The sequence below is a fragment of the Methylobacterium sp. NPDC080182 genome (assembly GCF_050281105.1).
Lineage (GTDB): Bacteria > Pseudomonadota > Alphaproteobacteria > Rhizobiales > Beijerinckiaceae > Methylobacterium.
The window spans coordinates 88,561-113,993 of sequence record NZ_JBNNWO010000005.1; the positions used below are offsets into that span (position 1 = coordinate 88,561).

General features: G+C 73.3%; 23 protein-coding genes and 2 pseudogenes. 20 read left to right on the plus strand and 5 right to left on the minus strand.

All coding sequences use genetic code 11. The features are described from left to right. Window positions 1–3 precede the first annotated feature (3 nt). A complete protein-coding gene (locus ACQKQD_RS10990) occupies window positions 4–1,167 on the plus strand; it encodes an aldose epimerase family protein (protein WP_427508363.1) in 1,164 nt (387 codons plus the stop codon). Continuing rightward, complete coding sequence (locus ACQKQD_RS10995; RefSeq protein WP_427508364.1) at window positions 1,164–2,963, plus strand: IlvD/Edd family dehydratase; 1,800 nt, start codon at window positions 1,164–1,166, stop codon at window positions 2,961–2,963. The genes ACQKQD_RS10990 and ACQKQD_RS10995 overlap by 4 nt, the downstream gene beginning before the upstream one ends. 57 nt (window positions 2,964–3,020) lie before the next feature. On the opposite strand, the gene ACQKQD_RS11000 is transcribed toward ACQKQD_RS10995, so the two are convergent. Beyond that, on the minus strand, window positions 3,021–3,734 hold the full coding sequence (locus tag ACQKQD_RS11000; protein WP_244491948.1) for a FadR/GntR family transcriptional regulator: 714 nt from the start codon (window positions 3,732–3,734) through the stop codon (window positions 3,021–3,023). 174 nt (window positions 3,735–3,908) lie between these two features. On the opposite strand from ACQKQD_RS11000, the pseudogene ACQKQD_RS11005 reads away from it, so the two are divergent. From ACQKQD_RS11005 to ACQKQD_RS11080, 16 genes and pseudogenes are all read left to right on the plus strand, one after another. Then, a pseudogene (locus ACQKQD_RS11005) lies at window positions 3,909–4,229 on the plus strand (aldehyde dehydrogenase family protein); the annotation flags it as partial. A 15-nt stretch (window positions 4,230–4,244) separates the two neighbouring features. Continuing rightward, a pseudogene (locus tag ACQKQD_RS11010) lies at window positions 4,245–4,499 on the plus strand (aldehyde dehydrogenase (NADP(+))); the annotation flags it as partial. A gap of 72 nt (window positions 4,500–4,571) precedes the next feature. Next, window positions 4,572–5,552 (plus strand): AraD1 family protein, encoded by a 981-nt coding sequence (gene araD1, locus ACQKQD_RS11015; protein ID WP_427508365.1) that lies wholly within the window; start codon window positions 4,572–4,574, stop codon window positions 5,550–5,552. A 1-nt stretch (window position 5,553) separates the two neighbouring features. Beyond that, a complete protein-coding gene (locus ACQKQD_RS11020) occupies window positions 5,554–6,480 on the plus strand; it encodes a Gfo/Idh/MocA family protein (RefSeq protein WP_427508366.1) in 927 nt (308 codons plus the stop codon). Between the two features lie 71 nt (window positions 6,481–6,551). Then, the gene (locus tag ACQKQD_RS11025) at window positions 6,552–8,126 is read left to right on the plus strand and encodes a carbohydrate porin (protein WP_427508367.1); all 1,575 of its coding nucleotides are present in this window, start codon (window positions 6,552–6,554) and stop codon (window positions 8,124–8,126) included. 272 nt (window positions 8,127–8,398) lie between these two features. Further along, window positions 8,399–9,907: an ATPase domain-containing protein gene (locus ACQKQD_RS11030; protein WP_427508368.1), complete on the plus strand. Its 1,509-nt coding sequence runs from the start codon at window positions 8,399–8,401 to the stop codon at window positions 9,905–9,907. Beyond that, complete coding sequence (locus ACQKQD_RS11035) at window positions 9,894–10,934, plus strand: sensor histidine kinase (protein ID WP_042672097.1); 1,041 nt, start codon at window positions 9,894–9,896, stop codon at window positions 10,932–10,934. The genes ACQKQD_RS11030 and ACQKQD_RS11035 overlap by 14 nt, the downstream gene beginning before the upstream one ends. Window positions 10,935–11,076: 142 nt before the next feature. Next, entirely contained in the window at window positions 11,077–11,439 is a 363-nt protein-coding gene (locus ACQKQD_RS11040) for a hypothetical protein (protein ID WP_427508369.1), read from the plus strand. A 457-nt stretch (window positions 11,440–11,896) separates the two neighbouring features. After that, window positions 11,897–12,469, plus strand: a complete 573-nt coding sequence (gene msuE, locus ACQKQD_RS11045; protein WP_091928616.1) for an FMN reductase — start codon at window positions 11,897–11,899, stop codon at window positions 12,467–12,469. An 8-nt stretch (window positions 12,470–12,477) separates the two neighbouring features. Continuing rightward, window positions 12,478–13,449 (plus strand): aliphatic sulfonate ABC transporter substrate-binding protein, encoded by a 972-nt coding sequence (locus ACQKQD_RS11050; RefSeq protein WP_427508370.1) that lies wholly within the window; start codon window positions 12,478–12,480, stop codon window positions 13,447–13,449. 18 nt (window positions 13,450–13,467) lie between these two features. Beyond that, the gene (locus ACQKQD_RS11055) at window positions 13,468–14,511 is read left to right on the plus strand and encodes a sulfonate ABC transporter substrate-binding protein (RefSeq protein ID WP_427508371.1); all 1,044 of its coding nucleotides are present in this window, start codon (window positions 13,468–13,470) and stop codon (window positions 14,509–14,511) included. After that, on the plus strand, window positions 14,511–15,293 hold the full coding sequence (ssuC, locus tag ACQKQD_RS11060) for an aliphatic sulfonate ABC transporter permease SsuC (protein ID WP_056527222.1): 783 nt from the start codon (window positions 14,511–14,513) through the stop codon (window positions 15,291–15,293). Before ACQKQD_RS11055 ends, ssuC begins: the two co-directional genes overlap by 1 nt. Continuing rightward, a complete protein-coding gene (locus ACQKQD_RS11065; RefSeq protein WP_020094783.1) occupies window positions 15,293–16,180 on the plus strand; it encodes an ABC transporter ATP-binding protein in 888 nt (295 codons plus the stop codon). Before ssuC ends, ACQKQD_RS11065 begins: the two co-directional genes overlap by 1 nt. Window positions 16,181–16,298: 118 nt before the next feature. Continuing rightward, the gene (ssuD, locus tag ACQKQD_RS11070; protein ID WP_331298189.1) at window positions 16,299–17,474 is read left to right on the plus strand and encodes an FMNH2-dependent alkanesulfonate monooxygenase; all 1,176 of its coding nucleotides are present in this window, start codon (window positions 16,299–16,301) and stop codon (window positions 17,472–17,474) included. A gap of 141 nt (window positions 17,475–17,615) precedes the next feature. Further along, the gene (locus ACQKQD_RS11075; protein ID WP_012318328.1) at window positions 17,616–17,885 is read left to right on the plus strand and encodes a hypothetical protein; all 270 of its coding nucleotides are present in this window, start codon (window positions 17,616–17,618) and stop codon (window positions 17,883–17,885) included. A gap of 281 nt (window positions 17,886–18,166) precedes the next feature. Continuing rightward, window positions 18,167–20,422, plus strand: a complete 2,256-nt coding sequence (locus ACQKQD_RS11080) for a cyclic nucleotide-binding domain-containing protein (RefSeq protein ID WP_427508468.1) — start codon at window positions 18,167–18,169, stop codon at window positions 20,420–20,422. A 34-nt stretch (window positions 20,423–20,456) separates the two neighbouring features. Here ACQKQD_RS11080 and ACQKQD_RS11085 read toward each other — a convergent pair whose 3' ends face one another. After that, window positions 20,457–20,852: a DUF3307 domain-containing protein gene (locus ACQKQD_RS11085; RefSeq protein ID WP_427508372.1), complete on the minus strand. Its 396-nt coding sequence runs from the start codon at window positions 20,850–20,852 to the stop codon at window positions 20,457–20,459. Between the two features lie 344 nt (window positions 20,853–21,196). Between ACQKQD_RS11085 and ACQKQD_RS11090 the strand changes: the two genes are divergently transcribed. Continuing rightward, window positions 21,197–21,916 (plus strand): sigma-70 family RNA polymerase sigma factor, encoded by a 720-nt coding sequence (locus tag ACQKQD_RS11090; RefSeq protein WP_427508373.1) that lies wholly within the window; start codon window positions 21,197–21,199, stop codon window positions 21,914–21,916. 57 nt (window positions 21,917–21,973) lie between these two features. Here the strand turns inward: ACQKQD_RS11090 and ACQKQD_RS11095 are convergent, their stop codons facing one another. Continuing rightward, a complete protein-coding gene (locus ACQKQD_RS11095; protein WP_427508374.1) occupies window positions 21,974–23,035 on the minus strand; it encodes a GNAT family N-acetyltransferase in 1,062 nt (353 codons plus the stop codon). A 341-nt stretch (window positions 23,036–23,376) separates the two neighbouring features. Between ACQKQD_RS11095 and ACQKQD_RS11100 the strand changes: the two genes are divergently transcribed. Further along, window positions 23,377–24,150, plus strand: a complete 774-nt coding sequence (locus ACQKQD_RS11100) for a GNAT family N-acetyltransferase (protein WP_427508375.1) — start codon at window positions 23,377–23,379, stop codon at window positions 24,148–24,150. A gap of 11 nt (window positions 24,151–24,161) precedes the next feature. Here the strand turns inward: ACQKQD_RS11100 and ACQKQD_RS11105 are convergent, their stop codons facing one another. Then, window positions 24,162–24,479, minus strand: a complete 318-nt coding sequence (locus tag ACQKQD_RS11105) for a hypothetical protein (RefSeq protein ID WP_427508376.1) — start codon at window positions 24,477–24,479, stop codon at window positions 24,162–24,164. After that, window positions 24,476–25,204 carry an SGNH/GDSL hydrolase family protein gene (locus tag ACQKQD_RS11110; RefSeq protein WP_427508377.1) on the minus strand — a complete coding sequence of 243 codons (729 nt, stop codon included), beginning with the start codon at window positions 25,202–25,204 and terminating at the stop codon, window positions 24,476–24,478. The genes ACQKQD_RS11105 and ACQKQD_RS11110 overlap by 4 nt, the downstream gene beginning before the upstream one ends. Between the last annotated feature and the right edge of the window lie 229 nt (window positions 25,205–25,433).

Below are 25,433 nucleotides of genomic sequence, written 5' to 3' on the forward strand. Positions count from 1 at the left end.
GCGATGCGTGGAGTGGGATCCCTGGCGCTGTGCGCCTGTGCGGCCCTGCCGGGCCTGACGCCGGCACCGGCCCGGGCGGCCGAGCCGACCCGGGCGGTGTTCGGCACGCTGCCGGACGGCCGGACGGTGGAGGAGGTGACGCTGACGAATGGCAAGGGCGTCACGGCGCGGATCCTGTCGTGGGGGGCGCTCCTGCGGAGCCTCGACGTGCCGGACCGCTCCGGCAAGGCCGCGGACGTCGTGCTCGGCTACAATGACCTCGCCTCCTACCTGGCCAAGGGCAACTATTTCGGCGCGAGCGTCGGGCGCTATGCCAACCGCATCCGCGCCGGGCGCTTCACCCTCGACGGCCGGACCTACACGCTGGCCACCAACGACGGCCCGAACGCCCTGCACGGCGGCGCGACCGGCTTCGACAAGCGGCTCTGGACGATCACCGCGGTCAAGGGCGGCGCGGCCCCCTCGGTCACCCTGCGCTACGTCAGCCCGGACGGCGAGGAGGGCTATCCCGGCACGCTGACGGCGACCGCCACCTACGCGCTGGACGACACGAACACCCTCACGGTCACCTACGAGGCGACCACCGACAAGCCGACGATCGTCAACCTGACCAACCACAGCTTCTTCAACCTCGCGGGCGAGGGCTCGGGACGCTCGATCCTCGACCAGATTCTGACCATCCCGGCGGAGCGCTTCACGCCGGTCGACGCCACCCTGATCCCGACCGGGGAACACCTGCCGGTGGCCGGCACGCCCTTCGACTTCCGCGAGCCCGCGGTGATCGGCGCGCGGATCCGCGACGGGCGGGACGCGCAGATCGTGCGCGGGCGCGGCTACGACCACAACTGGGTCGTGACCGACGCGCCCACGGCCGAGCCGCACCCGGTGGCGCGGGTCGAGGATCCGGGATCGGGCCGCGTCCTCGACGTGGCGAGCAACCAGCCCGGCCTCCAGTTCTACGCCGGCAACTTCCTCAACGGGACCGCGGTCGGTAAGTCCGGCCTCGCCTACCGCCAGTCGGACGCCCTGGCGCTGGAGCCGGAGCTCTTCCCCGACACGCCGAACCAGCCGGCCTTCGGCTCGGCCCGGCTCGATCCCGGCAAGACCTACCGGAACGTGATCACCTACCGCTTCTCGACCAGCCCCGCCCACCGGACCCAGAAATGACCGACCGACCGATTGCACGGCCCCTGCGCTCGCGCGCGTGGTTCGACAACCCCGACAATATCGACATGACGGCGCTCTACCTGGAGCGCTACCTGAACTTCGGCCTCAGCCTGGAGGAGCTGCGCTCGGGCAAACCGATCATCGGCATCGCCCAGACCGGCTCGGACCTGTCCCCGTGCAATCGCCACCACCTCGTCCTCGCGGAGCGGATCCGCGAGGGCATCCGCGAGGCGGGCGGGATCGTCCTGGAGTTTCCCGTCCACCCGATCCAGGAGACCGGCAAGCGGCCGACCGCGGGCCTCGATCGCAACCTCGCCTATCTCGGGCTCGTGGAGCTGCTCTACGGCTACCCCCTCGACGGGGTCGTGCTGACCACGGGCTGCGACAAGACCACCCCGGCCTGCCTGATGGCGGCCGCCACCGTGAACATCCCGGCCATCGCCCTGTCGGTGGGGCCGATGCTCAACGGCTGGTTCAAGGGCCAGCGCACCGGATCCGGCACGATCGTCTGGAAGGCCCGCGAGATGCTGGCGGCCGGCGAGATCGACCACGACGGCTTCATCAAGCTGGTGACCTCGTCGGCGCCCTCGACCGGCTTCTGCAACACGATGGGCACCGCCACCACGATGAACACGCTGGCCGAGGCGCTCGGCATGATGCTGCCCGGCTCGGCCGCGATCCCGGCGCCCTACCGCGACCGGCAGGAGGCCGCCTACCTGACGGGCAAGCGCGTCGTCGCCATGGTGGCCGAGGACCTGAAGCCCTCCGACATCCTGACCCGCGACGCCTTCCTCAACGCCATCGCGGTCAATTCCGCGATCGGCGGCTCGACCAACGCGCCGATCCACCTCGCGGCGATCGCCCGCCACATGGGGGTCGCGCTCGACATCGCGGACTGGCAGACCCACGGGCTCGACGTGCCGCTCCTCGTCAACCTGCAGCCGGCGGGTACCTATCTCGGCGAGGATTACTACCGCGCCGGCAGCTTGCCCGCGGTGGTGGCGCAGCTCATGCGCCGCGGCCTGATCCGCGAGGGCGCCCTCACCGTGAACGGGCGCACCCTCGGCGACAATTGCCGCGGCGCCGCGATCGAGGACGAGGACGTGATCCGGCCGATCGACCGGCCGCTCAAGGAGGCGGCGGGCTTCCTGGTCCTGCGCGGCAACCTGTTCGACGCCGCGGTGATGAAGACCAGCGTCATCGGCGCGGAGTTCCGCAGCCGCTACCTGTCGAACCCGGAGGATCCGGACGCCTTCGAGGGCCCCGTCGCGGTCTTCGACGGGCCGGAGGATTACCACGCCCGGATCGACGACCCGAGCCTCGGCATCACCGAGGAGACCCTGCTGGTCATGCGCGGGGCCGGGCCCGTGGGCTACCCGGGGGCGGCCGAGGTGGTGAACATGCGCCCGCCCGCGCAGCTGATCCGGGCCGGCGTGCACGCGCTGCCCTGCCTCGGCGACGGGCGCCAGTCCGGCACCTCCGGCTCGCCGTCGATCCTCAACGCCTCGCCCGAGGCGGCGGCCGGCGGCGGCCTCGCCCTCCTGCGCACCGGCGACCGGGTGCGGATCGACCTGCGCCGCGGCACCGCCGACATGCTGGTCGACGCCGACGAGATCGCGCGGCGGCGCGCGGCCCTGGAGGCGGCCGGCGGCTACGCCTATCCGGCCTCGCAGACCCCCTGGCAGGCGATGCAGCGCGCCGCGGTGGGGCAGATGCACACCGGGGCCATCCTCGAGGGCGCCGAGGCGTTCCAGCGCATCGCGCAGACGCGGGGCGTGCCACGCGACAACCACTGAGGCCACTCGGGCCACTCGGGCAATGTCCGGGCCGGCGGCACCCCGCCGCCGGCACCGTCAGGGCCGCATCGCCAGCTCGGTGTCGGCGAGGGCGAGGCGGACCAGCTCGGTCATCGTCGCGCGGGCGGCGTCCGGGTCGCCCGCCACGATCGCGTCGTAGAGGGCACGGTGATCCGGCATCGGGTCCCGGGGCAGGCCCTGGCGGCGGTGCTTGAAGATCGTCGTCCACGTGACCGCGGCGGCGATGGAGCTCGACAGGGCGATCAGCGCGCCGTTGCGGGCCGCTTCCAGGATCGTGTTGTGGAAGGCCTGGTCGGCGGCCCGCCCGGCCTCGGTGGCGAGGCCGTGGCGGCCCATCTCCTCCAGGGCGTGCCCCATCCGGGCGATGTCGAGGCCGGAGCGCCGCTCGGCCGCGAGCGCGGCCGCGGCCGGCTCGACGATCATCCGCAGCTCGAACAGGTCGCGGATGAAGGACTCGCTCGGCTCCGACTCGAAGGCCCAGGCGAGGATGTCGGGATCGAGCAGGTTCCAGCGGCTGCGCTGGCTGACGCGGGTGCCGGTGCGCGGGCGGCTCTCGACGAGCCCCTTCGCGCTCAGGATGCGGATCGCCTCGCGATAGGCGGTGCGCGAGACGTTCAATTTCTCAGAGAATTCGATCTCGCCGGGCAGCACGTCCCCGGGCGCGTAGCGGCCGCCGAGGATCGCCGCGCCCAGATCGCGGGCGACCGAGCCGTGGATGCGGCGCGACCCCGAGGCGAGGGGCAGCGTCACGTTCTCCGAGCTCCGCTCCTGCCTCACCGCATCCACCTCCGGTCCGGGCCACCGGGTCGGGGCAGGAACGGCGTGATCGTATCCTGAAGTTGTAGGAGCGCAAAGAGGAACGCCCGCCGCACCGGGACCGCGGGCGCGCTTGCGGCCGGGAGCGAACTGCTCTAGCTTATTTGTATGAGTAGTGAACCGCCTGGGCCCGTCTCGGTCCGCGGCGGCGTCCCGAGCGGCGCCGCCGAATCGGCCACGGCCGCGGTCTTCCGGGCCGCCGGCCCCGCGGAGGTCGAGGCCGCCTGCGCCCCGGCGGAGGCGGCGTTCCCGCACGTCTCCGGGGCGCCCCTGGAAACACGCGCGCGCTGTCGCGAGGCTGTCGCCGACGGCATCGCCGAACTCGGTGCGCCGCCGATCGAGCGGGCGATGGCCGAGGCGGGCCAGCCGCGCGCGCGGGTCGAGGGCGAGCGCGCCCGCGCGGTTGGGCAGCCGCGCCTGTTCGCGGATCCGGTCCGCTCCGCCCGCAGGTCCGGCCGGGTCCTGGCGAAGGGCTGGCCGACCGGCGCGGAGGTCGCCCCCGCGACGGTGCAGGGCGGCCCGTTCCCGGCGACCTCGGACGGCCGCAGCAGCGCGGTCGGACCGCCGGCGATCGAGCGCTTCCTGCGCCCGGTCCGCCCCCAGGACCTGCCCGACGCGCCGCCGCCCCTGCGCCCGGACAATCCCCGGCACCGCGCGCGCCGGATCGACGGCGCTCGCGCCCCGCAACCCGGCCGCTGACAGGCCGCCGCGCGACCCTCGACGGCCGCGCGTTCAGGACGCCCCGAAGCGGGCATCCCCGGGAGGACACAGATGGGACGATCACTCCTACAATTCCGCGCGGCCGACGGGCAGCGGGCCGTCGCGCTGCTCGCCGACGGCCGGGCGCGGCGGGTGCTCGGCGTCGACAGCGTGCTCGCCCTGGCGCACAGGGCCCTCGCCGCGGGGGACGATCTGGCCGCGACGGCGGAGCGCGCGGGGTTCGGCGCGCCCGTCGATCTCGACGCGGTCCGGCTCCTGCCGCCCGTCGATCACGCCGATCCCGCGCACCTCCTGCTGAGCGGCACCGGCTTGACGCATCTCGGCTCCGCCGAGGGCCGCGACGCGATGCACCGCGCGGCCGCGACCGACCCGGCGCCGACCGATTCGATGCGCATGTTCCGGATGGGCGTCGAGGGCGGGAAGCCGGCGCCGGGCGAGGACGGCGTGCAGCCCGAATGGTTCTACAAGGGCGACGGCTCCTGCCTGGTCGCCTCCGGCGAGCCGCTGGTCTCGCCGGCCTTCGCCCGCGACGGCGGCGAGGAGCCGGAGATCGCCGGGATCTACCTGATCGACGCCGACGGGACCCCGGTGCGCCTCGGCTTCGCCCTGGCGAACGAGTTCTCCGACCACGTGACCGAGCGCGGCAATTACCTGTGGCTCGCGCATTCCAAGCTCCGCCCGGCCGCCCTCGGCCCGGAGCTGTGGCTCGGGGCCCTGCCGCCGGACGTGCGCGGGACCAGCCGCATCCTGCGCGACGGCGCCGTGCTCTGGGAGAAGCCGTTCCTGTCCGGGGAGGCCAACATGTCCCACAGCATCGACAACCTGGAGCGGCACCACTTCAAATACGCGCCGTTCCGGCGCCCCGGCGACGTGCACGTCCACTTCTTCGGGACCGCGACCCTGTCGTTCAGCGACGGCGTCGCGACCCGGCCGGGCGACGTCTTCGAAATCGCGGCGGCGCCGTTCACGCGGCCCCTGCGCAACCCGCTGGCGATCGCGCCGGCGGACGCGCCGTCCGTGCGGGTGCTCTGACATGGCGGCCCCGATCCGTATCGGCCTCGTGGGCGTCGGCAAGATCGCCCGCGACCAGCACCTGCCGGCCATCGCCGCCTCGCCGGACTACGCGCTCGTGGCGGTGGCGAGCCGGCACGGCGGCCTCGACGGGGTGCCGAGCTACGCCACCCTGGAGGCGATGCTGGCGGCGCACGGCGACCTCGACGCCGTCGCCCTGTGCCAGCCGCCTCAGGCGCGGTTCGCGGCGGCCCTGGCGGGGATCGCGGCGGGCCGCCACGTCTTCCTCGAGAAGCCCCCGGGCGCGACACTGGCCGAGGTCGGGCTCCTGGTCGCGGCCGCGCGGGACCGGGGCGTGAGCCTGTTCGCGAGCTGGCACTCCCGCTGCGCGCCGGGGGTGGAGCCCGCCCGCCGGTGGCTGTCGGGCCGGCGGATCCGGTCGGTGGAGATCGCGTGGCTGGAGGATGTCCGGCACTGGCACCCGGGCCAGGACTGGATCTGGGATACCGGCGGGATGGGCGTGTTCGATCCGGGGATCAACGCCCTGTCGATCGCCACCCACATCCTGCCGCCGTTCTTCCTGACCGGCGCGACCCTGTCGGTGCCGGAGAACCGGCAGGCGCCGATCGCCGCCGACCTGCACTTCGCGGATGCCGCCGGCACTCCGATCCGCGCCCGGTTCGACTGGCGCCAGACCGGGCCGCAGACCTGGGACATCCGCGTCGAGACCGACGACGGCCCCCTGGTCCTGTCGCGGGGCGGGGCCGCCCTCACGATCGCCGGCCGCGACCAGCCGCTCCCGCCCGAGGCGGAGTACCGCGGCCTCTACGACCGCTTCGCCGCCCTGGTCCGCTCCGGCACCAGCGACGTCGACCTGAATCCGCTGATCCACGCCGCCGACGCCTTCATGCGCGGCGAGCGCCGCACGGTGGAGGCCTTCACGGACTGACCGGGAGGCCCCCTGCGGGACACGAACGCGACAGAGCCAGGCAAGGCCGCGCGGTTAAGGGGGAGTCACACATGGGAAAGCATCGGGGAAAGCATCGGGGCAAGCATCGGGGCAAGCATCGGGCAAAGCATTGGCGATGGGCCGCGCTGGCGTTCTGCGCCGCGTCGGTCACGGCGGGCGCGGGCCCGGCGGTCGCGCAGGTCGAGGCGACGGCACCGGACGGGGGACCGGCCCCGGTGAATCCGGGACCGAAGGCGAGCCCGGCGCAGAAGGCCCGGTACCGGGCGAACCGCGCCCGGCGGCGGGTCATCCGGGAGGCGCGGAGCTTCTCGGGCGCTAGCAGCGCCGCCGCCAGCCTCGACGTGCAGGGCAGCAGCGCGACGCCGCCCAGCCTGCCGCCGGGCACCCTCGATCTCGGCAACGGGATCAGCATGGTCCTGAACTACACGGGCGAGTTCGCCGCCAACCCGTCCGGCGGCATCCGGCAGGGATCGGCCTATGCGGGCCAGATCGCGTTCGGCCTCGACGCCGATCTCGGCCGCCTCGCCGGCATCGACGGCGGCTCGGTCCACACGATCGTCACCCAGCGCCACGGCCGGAGCCTGGCGCAGGATGACATCGGCTTCAACGGCAGCGTGCAGGAGATCTACGGCGGCGGCCAGACCGCCCACCTGACGCTGCTGTCCTACGAGCAGAAGCTGCTCGACAACCGCCTCGACATCGAGGTGGGCCGCCTGCTCGCCAACCCCAACTTCCTGGCCTCGCCGCTCTACTGCAACTTCCAGAACAACGCGACCTGCGGCGCGCCCAAGTCCATCTTCAAGCTGACGAACTTCACCTACTGGCCGATCGCGACCTGGGGCGGCCATGCCAAGGCCTGGGTCACCGACACGGTGTTCCTGCACGCCGGCATCTACGAGGTGAACCCGCGCGACCAGCTGCCGACCCGGAACGGCGTCGACTGGTCGACCAGCGGCGCCACCGGATACCTGGTGCCGGTGGAGGTCGGCTACTCGACCAATTTCGGCAACGACCCGCTGCCGCGCAACTACAGCATCGGCGCCGTGTTCGACCGGTCGGACTACACGGATCCCGTGCTCGACCGGCGGGGCGGCGCGCAGGTCTTCAGCGGCCTCGATCCGCTGACCCGGTTCGGGCGGTCGGCGGTCTACGCCCGCTTCGACCAGATGGTCTGGCGGCCGGATCCGAACGGCGTCCAGGGCCTGTCGGTGTTCGGCGTCGCGATCGGCGGGACCGGCGGACGGCAGACCCAGGATTACTTCCTGGAGGGCGGCGCCGTGCTGACCGGCACCTTCCCGGGCCGGCCCTACGACACCCTCGGCCTCGTCTTCGCCATGGAGAAGCTCTCGCCACTGGGCACGGCCAACATCCGGGCGGCGCGCGCGTCGCTGGGGCTCGGCACCCGGACCGTCGAGTCCCTGCAGACCATCCTCGAGCTGAGCTACGGCATCCAGCTGACCCCGGCGGTGCGGCTGATGCCGAACCTGCAATACGTGATCGACCCGGACCAGACCCGCTTCCCGTTCCGCCCGAAGCCGATCCCGGACGCCTTCGTGATCGGCGCGAAGCTGTCGGTGGACCTGTTCACCCTGGCCGGCCTCGCGAAGGGCCCGGGCAGCCAGTGACGCCCTGACCGCCCCGGCGCCCGCTCCCTGCGGACGCCGGGCCTACCGACCTGACCGGGGGAGGAGCCGTCCCGCGGCCGCGAGGCCCGTACGCGCCGGTTCCCGGACCTGCGGGGGCAGCGCCTCGCCGCGCGCCCGTCGGGCAGGCGCGCCGTGCCGGCCGCGCGGCGGCGTTTCGCGCCGCGCGCGGCTTCGTGTACGAGACCGGGCTCCGCGTTCCGTCGCGCGGTCGACGGGCCGCCCGCCCGTGGGACGACGGCAGAGACCTCGACATGGCAGTGACCGATCACGACGCGGCACCGGTCTCCACCGGGGTGACCGGCCTCGACCACATCCTGGCCGGCGGCTACGCGTCCCAGCGCTCGCACCTCATCGAGGGGCGGCCCGGATCCGGCAAGACGACGCTGGCGATGCAGTTCCTCCTCGACGGCGTGCGCCGGGGCGAGCGCTGCCTGTACATCACGCTCTCGGAGAGCCGGCGCGAGCTCCTGAACGTCGCGGAGCGCCACGGCTGGTCCCTCGACGGCATCGAGATCTGCGAGCTCGTCGCGCCGGAACTCAGCCTCGACCCCGGGCAGCAGCAGAGCCTCGTCCACTCGTCCGACCTCGAGCTCGGCGAGACCGTCCGGATGGCGATCGCCGAGATCGAGCGGCTCAAGCCGCAGCGCGTGGTGTTCGACAGCCTCTCGGAGATCCGGCTGCTCTCGCAGGGATCGCTGCGCTACCGCAGGCAGGTCCACGCCCTGCGCAGCTTCCTGCTCATCCAGAACACCACGGCGCTGCTCCTCGACGATCTCACCGCCGAGACGGACGACCTGAACCTGCACAGCCTCAGCCACGCCGTGATCCGGCTGGAGCAGCTCGCGCCCCTGTACGGCGGCGAGCGGCGGCGCCTGCGCGTGATCAAGATGCGCGGCACGCCGTTCCGGGGCGGTTTCCACGACTACGTCATCCGGCGCGGCGGGCTCACGGTGTTCCCGCGCCTCGTCGCGGCCGAGCATCTCGGCACCTTCCCCGACGACCGGTGCGGCACGGGCAGCCCCGAACTGGACCAGCTGCTCGGCGGCGGCCTCGACCGGGGCACCAGCACCATGCTGATCGGCCCGTCCGGCGTCGGCAAGTCCACGGTGGCGCTCACCTGCGTCACCGCGGCGATCGCCCGCGGCGAGCGGGCGCTGATCCTCAGCTTCGACGAGACCACCGGCGTCCTCAGTCGCCGGGCCCGCGGCCTCGCCATGCCGGTCGACGACGCGATCGCCGCCGGATCGCTCATCGTCGAGCAGATCGACCCGGCCGAGGTCTCGCCCGGCGAACTCGCCGACATCGTCCAGAACGCGGTCGAGCACCGGGGCGTGACAACGGTCGTGATCGACTCCCTGACCGGCTATCACAACGCCATGCCGGAGGAGAATTACCTGCTCCTGCAGATGCACGAGATGCTGACCTACCTGAACCAGCAGGGCGTGCTCTCGCTCCTCGTCCTGGCCCAGCACGGCATGATCGGGGCGATGGGCGCGACTGTCGACCTCACCTACCTCAGCGACACGATCCTGCTGTTCCGCACCTTCGAGGCCGACGGGCGGCTGCGGCGCGCGATCTCGGTCGTGAAGAAGCGGACCGGCAGCCACGAGGACACGATCCGCGAATTGCGGATCGACTCCGGCGGGATCCGCGTTGGCGAACCGCTCAGCGCGTTCCGAGGTATCATGACCGGCGTTCCGACATTCGAGGGTGAGCGGTCGTCGCTCCTGCCAACCCGCGCGGCTGATGACCGAGGCTGAACTGCCGGTTCTCATCTTCGCGCCGGGTGGCCGCGACGCCGCCGTCGCCGCGGCGATCCTCGGCGAGGCGCGGATCGCGGCACAGGTGTGCGCCAGCCTCGCGGACGTGGTCTCCCGGCTCGACGCGGCCGCCTGCGCGGTGCTCACCGAGGAGGCGCTGCTGTCCTCGAACCGCCAGGCCCTGGCGGACTGGATCGCCGCGCAGCCGCCCTGGTCCGATTTCCCGTTCATCCTCCTGCGGCTGCGGGGCGCCGAGCCCAACGCGCAGCTGACCGACATGCTCGGCAACGTCAGCGTGCTGGAACGCCCGTTCCACCCGGCGACGCTGGTCATGGCGGCCCGCTCCGCCCATCGCGCCAAGCGCCGGCAGCTCGAGGCGCGCGCCCATCTCGAGGAGCGCGAGCGCACGACCGAGCGGCAGGCGCTCCTGATCCGCGAGCTGCATCACCGGGTGAAGAACACGCTGGCCACCGTGCAGGCGCTGCTCGGGGCCTCGGCCCGGTCCGCGACCAGCGTCGACGCCTTCTACGCGTCGTTCTCGGCGCGGGTGATCTCGCTGGCCAAGACCCACAATCTCTTGACCGAGGATTACTGGCAGCAGGCGCCCCTGCGCGAGATGCTGATGAACGAGCTCGGGCCCTACAACGACGTCGAGGGCGCCCGCATCCAGCTGGAGGGCCCCGCGATCGACCTGATGGGCGACCTCGCGGTCCCGACCGGCATGGCCATCCACGAGCTGACGACCAACGCGGCCAAGCACGGCGCCCTGTCGGTCCCGGAGGGCCGGATCGCGATCCGGTGGGATATCGAGCAGACGCCGGCCGCCCGCATGCTGCACCTCGACTGGACCGAGCGGGGTGGTCCGGCCACGGCGGTGCCGACGCGGAAGGGCTTCGGCTCGACGCTGCTGCAGCGTGTCCTGAAGGTCCAGTGCCAGGCGGACATCGCCTTCGATTTCCAGCCGGCCGGGCTGCACTTCACCATGCGGGCGCCGCTGCCCGAGACGCGCGTCGTCCCGGCGTACTGAGGCGGTCAGGGTTCCGGACCCGACGCCGCGCCTGTCGCGGGGTGTGCGCTTTCACACAGAAGTGTCTTGCGTTCTGCGGTCCTGATCGAACTTATCGCAGGTGCGAGATTTGGGATGTCGCAGCACAGCGATACGTCTTGCGATGAATAGATTTGCTCCTCTCGTGGCGGCCGCACTGGCCTGGGCCGTGTTCGGCACCTGGGCCGAAGCCCGTCGCTCGTCCTTGCAGAAGGACATTCCGGCACTCCGCCCGGGGATCGAGGCCGATCTGGCCGCGAGACACTGTGCGGCCGTCCGGATCGACACGGAGCGCTTCCGTCAGTTCTCGCGCGAGAACCATCTGAACCACGCGGACTTCTTCACGAAGAAGCGCTCGGTCGCCCTGCAGCACGACCTCGACGCGGAGTTGGCGCAGCTCCGCGAGCGTCCCGAGGAGGCCTGCGCGCAGATGTGGACCAAGTACGGCGACGACGGCACCGTGCAGCACCTCCTCGTCCGCAAGTAGGCACCGCCTGTCGATCCGGAGCCGCAGGGCGGGTCGACGACGACGACGCTGGCGACCGCGAGGGTGTCAGCGCGGGCGGCGTTCCGGTCGCCTCGGCCTCCCCCGCCGCCCCGGATCCCGGGCCTGGCGATTCGGTTCCGAGTCCGCCCACGTATCGAGAACACGCTTCTCCCGCCGGGCGCGTTGAGAGAATAAAACCCCGTCTCTCGCGTCGATGAACCGCCGACACGCAAGATCTCGCGCCCATCCCGCGCGGCGGTCGAGATGAAAGTCCATATTGGACGCCCGATTTCGGGGAGAACGTTTTTCCTTCACCGGGCAATTGGGAACGCCGTTTCATTGACGGCGGAAGTCGCAGCCATCAATTCTAGCGGCCTGTTCGGATGTCCGGCCGCGCAACCTCCGCTCTTCGGAGACGGGGCGGTCCGTCATCCTGTCTCACAGCAAGGCATCCGGAATGACACGACCGAGACTCGTCGGGCTGAGCGCCAACGTGCAGCGGCCCTCGAAGACCCGCACGCTGGTGGATGCCGTGCTCCGCGAGGCCAGCGCCCAGGCTTCCCTCGACGCGGAGATCCTCGACTTCGTCGATGCCGGGACCGGCCTCGGCGCCGCCTGGACCCGCGACCAGCTCGCGCCGGCCGCGCGCGGCGTGCTCGCGGCCATCGAGGAGGCGGACGGGCTGGTCGTCGGCTCGCCGGTCTACAAGGGCGCCTATACCGGCCTGTTCAAGCACCTGTTCGACCTGGTCGATCCGGGGGCGCTCGCCGGGAAGCCCGTGGCGATCGTGGCCACGGGCGGCGGCGCGCGCCACGCCCTCGTGGTCGAGCACGCGTTCCGGCCGCTCTTCGGCTTCTTCGGGGCGCTCCAGATCCCGACCGCGGTCTACGCCTCCGATCCCGATTTCAGCGACGGCGCGCTGACCGAGGCCGGGGTGCGCGCCCGCGCCCGCGAGGCCGGCGGGCAGCTCGCCGCGCTGCTCGTGCACCGGGCGGCCGCGGCGCCGCTCACCCTCGCCGCCGCCGAGTGAGCCGGCCGATGCTCGACCGTCGCGCCCTGCTGGCCGCCCTCGCGGCCCTGCCCCTAGCACCGGCCCTCGCGCCGGCCCTCGCCCCGGGCGCCCGGGCGGCCGAGCCCGGCGTGCTGCGGATCGGTTACCAGAAGAACGGCATCCTGGTCGTCGCCAAGCAGCAGAAGATCATCGAGAAGCGCCTGGAGCCCCTCGGATACGCGGTGCGCTGGGTCGAGTTCTCCTTCGGGCCGCCGCTGCTGGAGGCCCTGTCGCTGGACGGGATCGATCTCGGCCAGACCGGCGACGCCCCGCCGATCTTCGCCCAGGCCGCGCGCTCCAACCTCGTCTACGCGGCCGCCCAGGAGGCCGGCGGCTCCGGCGCCGGGATCCTGCTGCCGAAGGGCTCGGAGATCCGCAGCCTCGCCGAGCTCAAGGGCAAGCGCGTCGCCTTCGCCAAGGCGTCGAGCTCCCACAACCTGACCATCGCGGCGCTGGAGAAGGCCGGCCTGAGCTACGCCGACATCGAGCCGGTGACGCTGGCGCCCGCGGATGCCGCGGCCGCCTTCGCCCGGGGCAGCATCGACGCCTGGACGATCTGGGACCCGTACTTCGCCATCGCCGAGCAGGGGGAGGGCGTGCGCGTGCTGGTGCGCGCCACCGACGTCACCCCGCAGAACAACTTCTTCCTGGCGAGCCGGCCCTTCGCGGAGAGCCGGGCCCCGGTCCTCACCGCGGCGATCGACGCCCTGGGCGAGGTGGCGGCCTGGTGCACGCAGAATCGCGGCGCGGTGGCGGACCTCCTGTCGCAGGGCACCGGCGTGCCGCTGGCCGCGACGCGGCGGGCGGTGGACCGGACCGACTACGTGATCGGACCGATGACCGACCGCGTCGCCGCCGAGCAGCAGCGGGTCGCCGACCGCTTCCACGCCCTGAAGCTGATCCCCAAGCCGATCCGCATCGCCGACGCGGTCTGGACGCCCCCCGCCCGCAACGGCTGAGACCGACTGCAGAGAGCCATGACCGACCGATCGCCCCGCGCGCTGTCCCTGTCATCCGACGGCGCCCCGAACCGCCGCCTCCTCCTGTCCGCCGGCCTCGGCCTCGCGGCGGCCGCGCTGCTGCGGCCGGCCCGCGCGGCCGGCACCATCCGCATCGGCTACCAGAAATACGGGTCCCTCGTGCTGCTGAAGGCCCGCGGCACCCTGGAGAAGGCCCTCCAGCCCCTCGGCACCGCGGTGGCGTGGTCCGAGTTCCCGTCCGGCCCGCCGCTCCTGGAGGCGCTGAATGCCGGGGCGATCGATCTCGGCTCGGCCGGCGAGGCGCCGCCGATCTTCGCCCAGGCCGCGAGCCCGGAGCTGCGCTACGTGGCCGCCGAGCCGCCGGCGCCGCGGGGCGAGGCGATCCTCGTGCCCAAGGACAGCCCGATCCGCAGCGTCGCCGACCTGCGCGGCAAGACCGTCGCCCTCAACAAGGGTTCGAACGTCCACTACCTGCTGGTGCGCGCCCTGGAGCAGGCGGGCGTCCCCTACGACGCGGTGACGCTCGCCTACCTCGCGCCGGCCGACGCCAACGCCGCCTTCGTGCGCGGCTCCGTCGATGCCTGGGTGATCTGGGACCCGTTCCAGGCCGCCGCCGAGCGCGCCACGGGCGCCCGGGTGCTGGTCGACGGGCGCGGGGTCGACGGGCACGCGCTCGCCCCCAACCGCCAGTTCTACCTGTCCCGGCGCGGCTTCACCGACACCAGCCCCGCGATCGTCTCGGCCGTGCTGAAGGCGATCGGGGAGATCGACGCCTGGGCCGAGGGCCATGCCGACGCCGTGGCGGCGGAACTGGCGCCCTCGGTGGGCATCCCCGCGCCGGTCCTCGCCGTGGCGCTCGGCCGCCTGTCCTACGGCGTCGCGCCCCTCGACGCGGCCGCGATCGCCGACCAGCAGAAGGTCGCCGACAGCTTCCACCGTCTCGGGCTCCTGCCGAAGCCCGTCCGGGTCGCCGACGCGGTCTGGACGCCCCCCCGGCCCGCGGACGCCCTCAAGTCCGAGAAGCGGACGGAGAACCGCTGATGCGCCCCTCGAAGCTCGTTCGCCTGCGCGACTCCGCGGTGCCCTGGCTGCTGCCGGCCGCCATCCTGCTGGGCTGGCAGGCCGCGGTCTCGGCTGGCCTCGTCTCCAACCGCTTCATGCCGGCGCCCCTCGACGTGGTCCGGGCCGGCTGGGAGGCCGGGCGGACCGGGGAGCTCTGGACCAATCTCGGCGTCAGCACCCTGCGGGCGCTGGCGGGCTTCGTGATCGGCGGCGGCATCGGCTTCGGGCTCGGCCTCGCCAACGGCCTGTCGCGCCTGTCGGAGCGGCTCACCGACACCTCGGTGCAGATGGTGCGCAACGTGCCCCACCTGTCGCTGATCCCGCTGGTGATCCTGTGGTTCGGCATCGGCGAGGAGGCCAAGCTGTTCCTCGTGGCGCTCGGCGTGTTCTTCCCGATCTACGCGAACACCCTGCACGGCATCCGCTCGGTAGATCCGGGCCTCGTGGAGATGGGCCGGGTCTACGGCATGTCCCGCACCGAGCTGTTCACCCGCGTGGTGCTGCCCGGCGCCCTGCCGTCGATCTTCGTGGGCCTGCGCTACGCGCTGGGCATCATGTGGCTGACGCTGATCGTCGCCGAGACGATCTCGGCCTCGTCGGGGCTCGGCTACATGGCCATGCAGGCCCGGGAGTTCATGCTGGTCGACGTCGTCGTGCTGGCGATCCTGATCTACGCCGCCCTCGGCAAGTTCGCCGACGCCCTGACCCGCCAGCTCGAGCGCGCCTGCCTCGCCTGGAACCCCGCCTACAGGAGCGCCTGATGCTGCTCGACGCCGTCCGCCGCGAGGCGCTTCCCGACCCGGGCACGGACCCGCGCCCGGCGCCCGGCCCCGCCCCGGGGCACAGGCAAGCGGATCTGCCCGCGGATCTGCCCGCGGATTCGCCCCCCTCGCCGCCAGCCCGCGGGATCGCCGTCACCGTCCGCGACCTGGACAAGAGCTTCGACGGCACCGCCGTCATCGAGGGCCTGAACCTGTTCCTGCCGGCCGGCGGGTTCACCGCGGTGGTCGGCCGCTCCGGCTGCGGCAAGAGCACCCTGCTGCGCCTCATCCTCGGGCTCGACACGCCCACGGGCGGGCGGATCGACCTGGAGGGGCCAGAGCGCTCCCCGCGCCGGTCCGAGCCGCCGAAGCGGATCATGTTCCAGGAGCCGCGGCTGCTGCCCTGGGCGCGGGTCGTCGACAACGTCGCGGTCGGCCTATCTGGGCACGGCTCCCGGGCCGAGCGTCGGGAGCGGGCGCTCGCGGCGCTCGCCGAGGTCGGCCTCGCCGACAAGGCCGGGCAGTGGCCCGCGACCCTATCGGGCGGCCAGCGCCAGCGCGTGGCCCTGGCCCGGGCGCTGGTGAGCCGGCCGGGCCTGCTCGCCCTCGACGAGCCGCTGGGCGCCCTCGACGCCCTGACCCGGATCGGCATGCAGGACCTGATCGAGCGGATCTGGCGGGCGCAGGGGTTCACCGCGCTCCTCGTCACGCACGACGTCACCGAGGCCGTGGCGCTGGCCGACCGCATCCTCGTGGTCGAGGCCGGACGGATCGCCCTCGACCTGCGGGTCGACGTGCCGCGGCCGCGCCGGCGCGGGGATCCGGACCTCGCCCGCCTCGAGGGCCGCATCCTCGATCACCTGCTCGGATCGCAGCCGACCGCCTGAACGCGGGGCCGCCCTTTCCCGGAAGCGGCGGCCCGCCCTAGCTCTCGACGATCACCGGATCCGCGCAGTCGGGTCCGGCTTTTCCGCATCCGGCCACCGGGCCGCACAGGAGATTCCGATGACCGCAGCCAATGACGGGCGCGCCGACGTCCTCTGGTTCCTGCCGACCCACGGCGACGGCCGCTATCTCGGCGCGCGGGAGGGGGCCCGGGACGTCTCGCTCAGCTATCTCCGGCAGATCGCGCAGGGGGCGGACGAGCTCGGCTATTACGGCGTGCTGCTGCCCACCGGACGCTCCTGCGAGGATTCCTGGATCGTCGCCTCGGCGCTGGCGCCGCTGACCAAGCAGCTGCGCTTCCTCGTGGCGGTGCGGCCGGGCCTGATGGAGCCTTCCGCGGCGGCCCGCATGACCGCGACCCTCGACCGGATCTCGGACGGACGCCTCCTGATCAACGTCGTCACCGGCGGCGACCCGGTGGAACTCGCCGGCGACGGCGTGTTCCTGTCCCACGACGAACGCTACGCCGTCACCGACGAGTTCCTGACGATCTGGCGCGGCCTGCTCGCGGGCGAGACCGTGACCTTCCGGGGCGATCACCTGCGCACCGAGAACGGCCGGCTGATCTTCCCGCCGGTGCAGAAGCCCTATCCGCCGCTCTATTTCGGCGGCTCGTCGGCGGCCGGCATGGCGGTCGCGGCCGAGCATTGCGACGTCTACCTGACCTGGGGCGAGCCCCCGGCCCAGGTCGCCGAGAAGATCACCGCCGCCCGGGAGGCCGCCGAGGCGAAGGGCAAGACCTTCTCGTACGGCATCCGCCTGCACGTCATCGCCCGCGAGACCGAGGCCGCGGCCTGGGAGGCCGCCGAGCAGCTGATCTCGAAGCTCGACGACGCCACCATCGCCAAGGCGCAGGAGACCCTGAAGCGGCAGGATTCCGTCGGCCAGAGCCGCATGATGGCGCTCCACGGCGGCAGCCGCGACAAGCTCGTGGTGGCGCCGAACCTCTGGGCCGGCGTCGGCCTCGTCCGCGGCGGCGCCGGGACGGCGCTGGTCGGCTCGGCCGACCAGGTCGCCGACCGGATGAAGGAGTACATCGATCTCGGGATCGACCGCTTCATCCTCTCGGGCTACCCGCACCTGGAGGAGGCCTACCGGTTCGCCGAGCTGGTCTTCCCGAAGCTGCCGCTGCGCGCCACGACCGGGCGGCCGGCCGGCAATGCCCGCAACGACGGCCCGTTCGGCGAGATCATCGCCAACGACCTCGTGCCGACCCGCCGCGTCAGCGCGCACTGACCGGCGGCCCCGCCGGCACGGGGCATGGCTGATCTGCGTTCGGGCAGCCCGGGCGTCATGGTCATGCCATCCTTGGCGCCCATCCGCACCGCCCATCGCCGCGCGACCCGCTCGCACGGCCTGGACGAGCGTAGGATTTCGATGACTTCGACCAAGACGGCCCTCCTGGCCATCGGTCTGTGCCTCGGCCCCGCCGCGGCCTTCGCGGAGCAATCCCCGGCCCGGGAAGCCCTCAAGCAGTACTGCACCGGCGACTACATGGATTTCTGCAGCGCCTACGCGCCGGGCGGCCCGGAGGTCGAGGCCTGCTTCAAGGCCAACCTCAAGAAGCTCTCCCCGAACTGCTCGGCGGCGATCACCGCCTACAAGAAGGAGCAGCGGGCGACCAAGCGCGTCAGCGAGGCGCGCTGAGGGCCGAACGCCCGTCGCGGCGGCCGCGACCCGGGAGCCCCCGACGGCGCGGCGGATCGGCCGATCCGCCGCGCGATCCACCGCGGCGATCCCACAATGCTGCCGCGCGGAAGCGGCCTGCACGATAATTTAAGCCGGCGCCTGCCATCGGTTGAGAACTGGCGTGGCCAAGGTCAGGTCCTGCGATTCGGCGACGATCCGTGCGCGTGATCGCACGGAATCTGCCCCGGGATCTGCGATCTCCGCGCCCATCGGGATTTCGAGACGCGGGTACCGTGCCGATGACGACAACCGACCTGACGTCCGCCGGGACCGCATCCCCGGTCGGCGGCCGCGCGGCGATCCTGCGCGGGGCCCGCATCGGAGCGGCGGCGGCCGTCACCGTGATGGTGCTGCTCCTCGACCTCATCAGCTACTCCCAGCTCATCTTCTCGGGGCCGCTGGCGGAGAGCCGCGCGGCCGGCCTGTCGGCGCTGCTCGCGGCCTACGTGCTGGGCAGCCTCGTCTTCATCGCGCTCCGCCGCACCGCGCGGATCTCGCTGTCCTTCATCGGCGCGGCCGCGATCGTGCAGGCGGCGATCGCCGCGGCGGTCGCCGGGCAGCTCGAGGCCGCGGGCGTCACCGATCCGGAGACGGTCGGCCAGCTCGTGCTCGTCGCCTGCGGCGTCTCGACCTTCGCTACCGGCGTGATCTTCGCGTTGCTCGGCACCCTGCGGGCCTCCCTGCTGGTGCAGCTCCTGCCCTACCCGGTGCTCGCCGGCTTCCTCGGCGGCGTCGGCCTGCTGTTCCTGCGCAGCGGCGTGCAGATCGGCGGCCATGTCGACGACCCGCTCGCGGCCCTGCTCCACGCCGTCGATCCGGCGAACCTCGATCCGGGCCGGATCGATGCCGGGGCGCTCGCGCGCATCGCCCTGACCCTCGTGATCGGGTTCTGCGCCTTCTACCTCCCCCGGATCGTTCGGCACTGGGGGACCTACCCGACGGTGATCCTGTCGAGCCTCGCGGTGGTCCATATCGGGCTGGCCTGGACGGGCACCAGCGTCGCCGCCGGGCAGGCATCGGGATGGCTGATCGAGCCGCTGCCGACGGGCACGCTGCTGCGGCCGCCCGCCATCGGCAGCCTGACGGCCTTCGATCCGCACCTGCTCCTGCCGATCTGGCCCAAGATCGCCACCCTGGTCGTCGTGGCGGTGATCATCCAGATCCTCTACGTGGTGAGCGTCGAGCTGGAGATCCGGCGCGACCTCGACATCGACCGGATGTTCGTCGCCTCGGGCGCCACCAACCTGGTCGGCAGCGTGTTCGGCAGCTCCGCGATGGGCTTCGGCCGGACCTCGACGCTGCTGCTGCACAACATCGGCGGCGGCCACTGGCTCGGCTGGTGGCTGACCCTCGCGGTCATGGCGGCGCTCCTCATCGTCGGCGCGAGTCCCCTGGCGCTGCTGCCCCGCCCGCTGGCCGGCGGCGCCCTGATCGCCATCGGCATCGGGCTCCTGTTCAACCTCGGCGTCGCCAGCCGGACCCTGCCGGGCTGGGAGATCGCCATCGCGCTGGTCGTGTGCACCGCCACCGCGTATTTCGGGGCCACCACGGGCTTCCTCGTGGGCGTCCTGCTGGCGATCCTGATCTTCGGGGTCCAGTACGGGCAGATCGGCGCGATCCGCCGGTCGCTCTCCGGGGCGGACCGGCGCAGCAGCGTGATCCGCGGCCCCGACGCCGCCGCGCGGCTCGAGGCGGCCGGCGGCCGGACCCGGATCTACACCCTGCAGGGCTACCTGTTCTTCCTCAACGCGCAGGCGATCTTCCGCCGGGCCGCCGCGGAGGCCGGGGATCTGCGCGTGCTGATCCTGGATTTCCGCGAGACCGTGGGACTCGACAGCTCGGCGCTGATCGCGTTCCGCAAGGTCGGCCAGCTCGCCGAGCAGCGGCGCTTCGAGGTGCTGCTGGTCCACGTGGATCCGATCGCGCGCCTGCTGATCACCCGCAACGGCCTCACCGCCGACCCGCGTGTCCGAATCCTCGACACGCTGGACGAGGCCCTGCGCGCCGCCGAGGCGACGCTCCTGGCGGAGGCCGGCGGCGCCGGCCCGGGGGAGGTCGCCGTCTTCGCCCGGCACATGGCCGACCGGCTCGGCAGCACGTTCGGCCCGGACGACTTCGCGCCCTACCTGACGGTCCGCGAACTCGCGGCGGGCGCGGCGCTGATGCGCCAGGGGGAGGCGGCCGATGCCCTCTACTTCCTGGAGCAGGGCCTCGTCTCCATCGAGATGGAGGTCCCCGGCCGCGGCAACCTGCGCCTGCGCACCACCACGGCCGGCACGGTGATCGGCGAGATCGCGCTGGTCCAGGGCGGGCGGCGCACCGCCACCGCCGTCGCCGAGAGCCCCTGCCGGGTGGTCGTCATCGATCGCGCCGCCCTCGCGCGGATGGAGCGGGAGCGCCCGGACCTCGCGCTCGCCTTCCAGCGCTTCCTGATCCTGGAACTGGCCGGCAAGGTCTCCGACACGAACCGGCTGCTCGAGGCCGAGATGCAGTGAGGCGCCCGGCGGCGCCCGCTCTCCCGGTCAGGGGTCAGGCTGCCGCCAGCACCACGGCGAGCCCGAGATGGGTGACCTGGTGCAGGAACTGGTCGATGCCGATCAGCCACCAGAACCGGGCGTCCGTGGCCGGCAGGCTCGTCCGCCGACCGACCAGCACCTTGCCGCGATCGATCCCCGTGTGGATCGCGAAATCGACGAGCGCCAGCCACCACAGGGCCGGCTTCACCGCCAGCGCGATCAGCAGCGTGCCGAGGCCGTGCAGGCCGGTATGGGCGCAGAGGGGGGCGAGCCAGGCGGACGACCGCTGCTTGCCCTGCGCCATCCAGTTGGTCTGAAAGAAGAAGTCCGCCGCGAGGTGCTTCACGGCGAACGCCAGGACCAGCAGCGCGAAGGCACTCACCGGGACGAGCGTATCGACGGACGGCATCGCGGCGCTGGCTCTCCTGCCGCGATCCTGCGGGGAAGGGTTCGGCCGCGCGCACCGCGCGCCGAATCGAGGAAGCGCCAGCATACACGCGCCGACGGACCCTGGCGCGACCGGAAATCCGGCGCGGCCGCCGGCCCGATCCCGGGCGTGGCACCGTGGAATGCAGAATCCGGAACGATTTCTCGCCCCGCGCCGGGGCGAACGTCCAGATCTTTCATCTATTCTCTCGAACCGATGTCGATATTTCGAGTTTTAATAATTCCAATCCATGAAGATAGACGTTGTTACACAGAAGAGCCGCGTGTTACGCGTCCCGCCCGCACGCGCCGTGCCGATGGGACATTGTGAGCGGGACAGTGGCGACCTGGAACAGCGACGCCGGTCCCTCCGGCCACGGGATCGCCGCGGTCCCGCCGGGCCGGCCCGGCCGCCCTCCGCCCGGCGGATCATGGAACCTCGCGGCGTTCGAGCGCCATCGCGCCGCCTATCTGGCGCGGGCGCGCCGCATCCTCGGCTGCCCGGCCCAGGCGGAGGACGTGGTCCAGGACGTGCTGCTCCGGCTGATCGCCGATCCGCCCCCGGCCGAGACCGCGATCCAGGCCGCCTATGTCGGGCGGATGGTGCGCAACCTCGCCCTGGACCGGGCGCGGCGGCAGGGCCTCGAGCGGCGCCTGTTCACCGGCCTCGACGCCGCGCCGGACCCGGCCGATCCCGGCACCGGGACCCCCGAGGCGGCCGCGGCGTCGCGGGAATCCCTGCGGCAGGTGGAGGCCGCGGTGGCCGAGCTGCCGGAGCCGGTGCGCACGGCCTTCCAGCTCCACCGGGTCGAGGGCGTGCCGCAGATCGAGATCGCGGCCCGGCTCGGGGTCTCGCGCGCCCTGGTGTGCAGCCTCGTGCGCCGCGGCCACCTGCACTGCCTCGCGGCCCTCGACCGGCGCTGCGCCGCCTGCCCGGCGCGCGCCGAGGCCCCAGGCCGGCAGCGGCGCCGGACCGCGCCCGTCGGCCAGGACCTCGGCCGCGGCCCGGCGCAGGCGATCATCAGCCCGCCGGCGACGGGCCCGTAGGCGAGGGCGGGGGCGAGCGGCGTCACCGGACGCGCATCCCTGTTCGCGGAGGGCGGTCTAGGCGGGCACCGCGGGAGGCCGAGGCGCGGCGTCAGCGGCGGCCGCCCCCGGCACCCAGAGCCGGTCGCGCACGAAATGCTCGCGCGACAGCGCGACCAGGGCCGCGCGCTTGTGGGGGAAGTCGACGGTCGCGATCGTCGCGAAGCCGGAGCCGTGGAGGTTCCGGATCTGCTGGGCGTGATCGGCCCGCGGCTCGCCGACGACGCGCTGCGTGCGCGGCTCGTCGAGGAACAGGTAGTGCATCAGCGACGGCAGCCAGGCCGAGAGCGCGGGCCGCCCGCGCACGGACGCGTCGCCGATCGCGACGTGCCAGCCGCGGTCGTAGGGGCCGGCCTCGTAGAGCAGCCCGAGGCGGCTCTCCCGCGCCCAGTACAGCTCGAAATAGCCGAACGGCCTGCCGTCGAGGCAGCCGAATAGCGGCAGGGTCGCGGGGTCGGCCTGGAGCCCGGCGATGTAGGCGGCGTGCGCCTCCAGGGTACCGGTCTCCTGCCAGATCGCGGCGATCCGGGGGTCGTTCATCCAGGTCGAGAACAGGGCGACGTCGCCGGGCTCCGTCGTCGTGCGGAAGCTCAGACGCCGGTCGAGCCAGGGGATCGCCCGTGCGTAGACCGTGCCGGCCGGCGTCCGGGGCCGCAGCGGGTGGCGGCGGCCGGCCGTGGCGGTGAACAGCTCGGGGAAGGGCGGCCGGGCCCGCGGGAGCCAGCGGGCGGCGCATTGCCAGAGGAGCCCCGGCAGGATCTCGACCCCGTCGCCGTCACCGAGGGCCCGGGCCGCGCCGAGGTCGAGCAGCCGTCCGGACGTCGCCGGATCGGCCACGACGACGATGCGCAGGACCTGCATGTCCTGGGCGGTCAGCGCCTCGGCGCGCGCCAGGATCGCCTCCGCGGCCGCCGCCGGCGCGACCGGCTCGGCGAGGCGGATCACCGGCACTTCGCGGGTCCCCTCCAGGGTGAGGGACACCGGCGCGGCGTCCCGCGCGGTTTCCCGCGCCCCGTCATCGCGCGGCTTCGGGGGATGCGCCCCCACGTCGCGCATCCGCTGGCTCGAAGCGTCCGTCATCCGTCCTCCGCGCGTCGCCGGCACCTCCGCGTCGCCGGCACCTCCCTGACGGATGGGCCCGTCCGGCGTTCAGAGGTTTCGTGCGGGCGCTGTCCGCCGGCGCCGGGTGCGACAGCATGAACGGCACCCCGCCTCAACCGTCACTCCGTCGAAGCCCGAGCGGCGCAGGAGCGAGCGGATGGACAGGCACGGCCAGGAGGCGGGCGCGGACACGGCTGCGGAGGCAGGTCCGGGCACGGCCGGAGACACGGCCGGAGACACGGCCGGGGACGCAGCCAGGGACACCGCCGAGGCCCGGGCGCCGTCCCCCGCGCGAGCCTCCGCTCGGACGGCCGCCTGACATGCAGGCGCCCGAACCGACCTTCGAGACCCTGCGCGACGCCCATGTGGCCGCGCTCACCGGCTCCCTGATCGACGGCGTCGAGCACGGCCCCGGGGGCGCCGGCTACGTCTGGTCGCGCAGCATCCCGGACCCGACCGTGAACTTCGCCTTCGGCGTGCACCGTCCCGACCAGTTCGCCTGGGCGGGCGCGGCCGCCCTCGGGCGAGCCCGGGCGCCGGCCTTCCTGGCCCGGGACGACGGCGAGATCGCGCTGCTGCGCGCCCTGTTCGAGCCCGCGATCCTCTACCCGGCTTGCTGGATGGTGGCGCGGGAGCTTCCGGCGCCGGCCCCGGCCGGCAGCGCCGTCACCGTGCAGGCGACGCCCGCGCCGGGGCCGGATTTCGAGCGGGTCTTCGCCCACCTGTCCGACGCGCCGGGCGTGCGGACGCATCTGCGCCGCTACTACATCCCGGCGCTGCGCGCGGCCCGGGGCCGGCACGGCCTCGTGACCCTGCACCTCGTCCTGCGCGATGCCGCCGGCCCAGCGGCCTGCGCCAGCCTCTACCTGCGCGGCGAGACGGCGGGCCTGTACAATGTCAGCACGCGGGCCGACCGGCAGCGCCGCGGCCTCGGCACCGCCGTGACGGTCGCGGCCCTGCGCGAGGCCCGGGCGCGGGGGGCGGTTCAGGTCTTCCTGCAATGCCCGGCCGACGGCAGGACCGAGGCCCTCTACGCGCGGGCAGGCTTCCGGACGGCCTGCGCGCCGACCCTGCTGTGCACGACCCCGCCCTGATCCGGACCCGCTCAGAACGGCTCCGCGCCGTACCCGTCGGGCGTGAGGCCGAGGACGAACCCGATCTCCGCATCCGCGTCGCGCAGGACGAGCGCGCTGGCCGGGCCGGTCACGACCTTGCCCCGTCCCTCGATCCGGGCGCCGTAGCGACCGCGGGGTTCGAGGGCGGCCAGCGCCGCGAGGGCACGGCGCACCGCCCGCGGGTGGCGGACGCCGTTCTCGTCGCGCCAAGCCGCCTCCTCGCCGGGCCAGACCCGCCGGGGCAGGTGCTGCGCGCCGGCGCGCGCGGGCGGCCGCAGGGCCGCGGCGAGGCGCGCGCGGAGCCTCATGGCCGGCCGATCCAGGCGGCGCGCAGGATCCGCAGGGGCGCGGCCGGCACGGGCCTCCGGACGGGCGCGAGCGGGAGCGCATCGAGCACCACCGCGCCGGCGAGCGCCGCGGCCAGGGGCGCGTAGTCGGCCAGATGCACGCCGTCCCGGTGGAGGCCCGGACCGGCGAAGCCGCCGGTGCCGGATCGCCACGGCGCGAACGGGTCGAAGAAGGTGCGGCCCCCCGCGGCGCAGAGTGCCGCGAGGCGATCCGAGAAGACCGCGACGGCGGCGGGATCGCGCCCGGTCGCCCCGGCACCGATCGGCGGGATCGCGGCGACGAAGACCTGCGCGGCCCAGGCCTCCAGGCGGCGCAGGATGTCCCGGACATCGGCCTCGAACCGGTCGACCACCCGGGCCCGCTCGGGATGGCGCCAGCGCTGGATGTCGTTGGTGCCGATGATCAGCACCGCGGCCGCGCAGCGGACCGGGACGCGCAGCGCCGCGAGCTGGCGGCCGCAATCGGCCGCGGTGCTGCCGCCGACCGCGACGTTGATGCAGGGCCGGCCGCCGAGATCCGGCGCGCCGACGAGCTCCGCGTGGGAATTGCCGGCGAGCAGCACGCTGCCGGGCGCGGCCGCCCGGAGGACCGCGCGGATGCCGGGACGCCGCTCGGCGAAGCGGTGCCCGACGATCCGCCCGTGCCGCCAGTGCCGGGCCGCATTCTCGATCCAATGGGCGCCCATGGCTGTCCTGATCAGGCGTGAGGGAGCGGCCGCTCCCGGACGGCCGGGACCGGAGGATGACGGGCGCGGGCCGGTCCGCGGCCCGGATACAGGAAACGACAGGTCACGCGCGGCCGAACGACTTGCCGCCACGCGACGGATCAGCGGATAAACTTCGAAGAAACACGCGTTGATATGATCCCGTACATCGGATCATCTTCACCTCGTATATGTGGGAAAAATTCACACG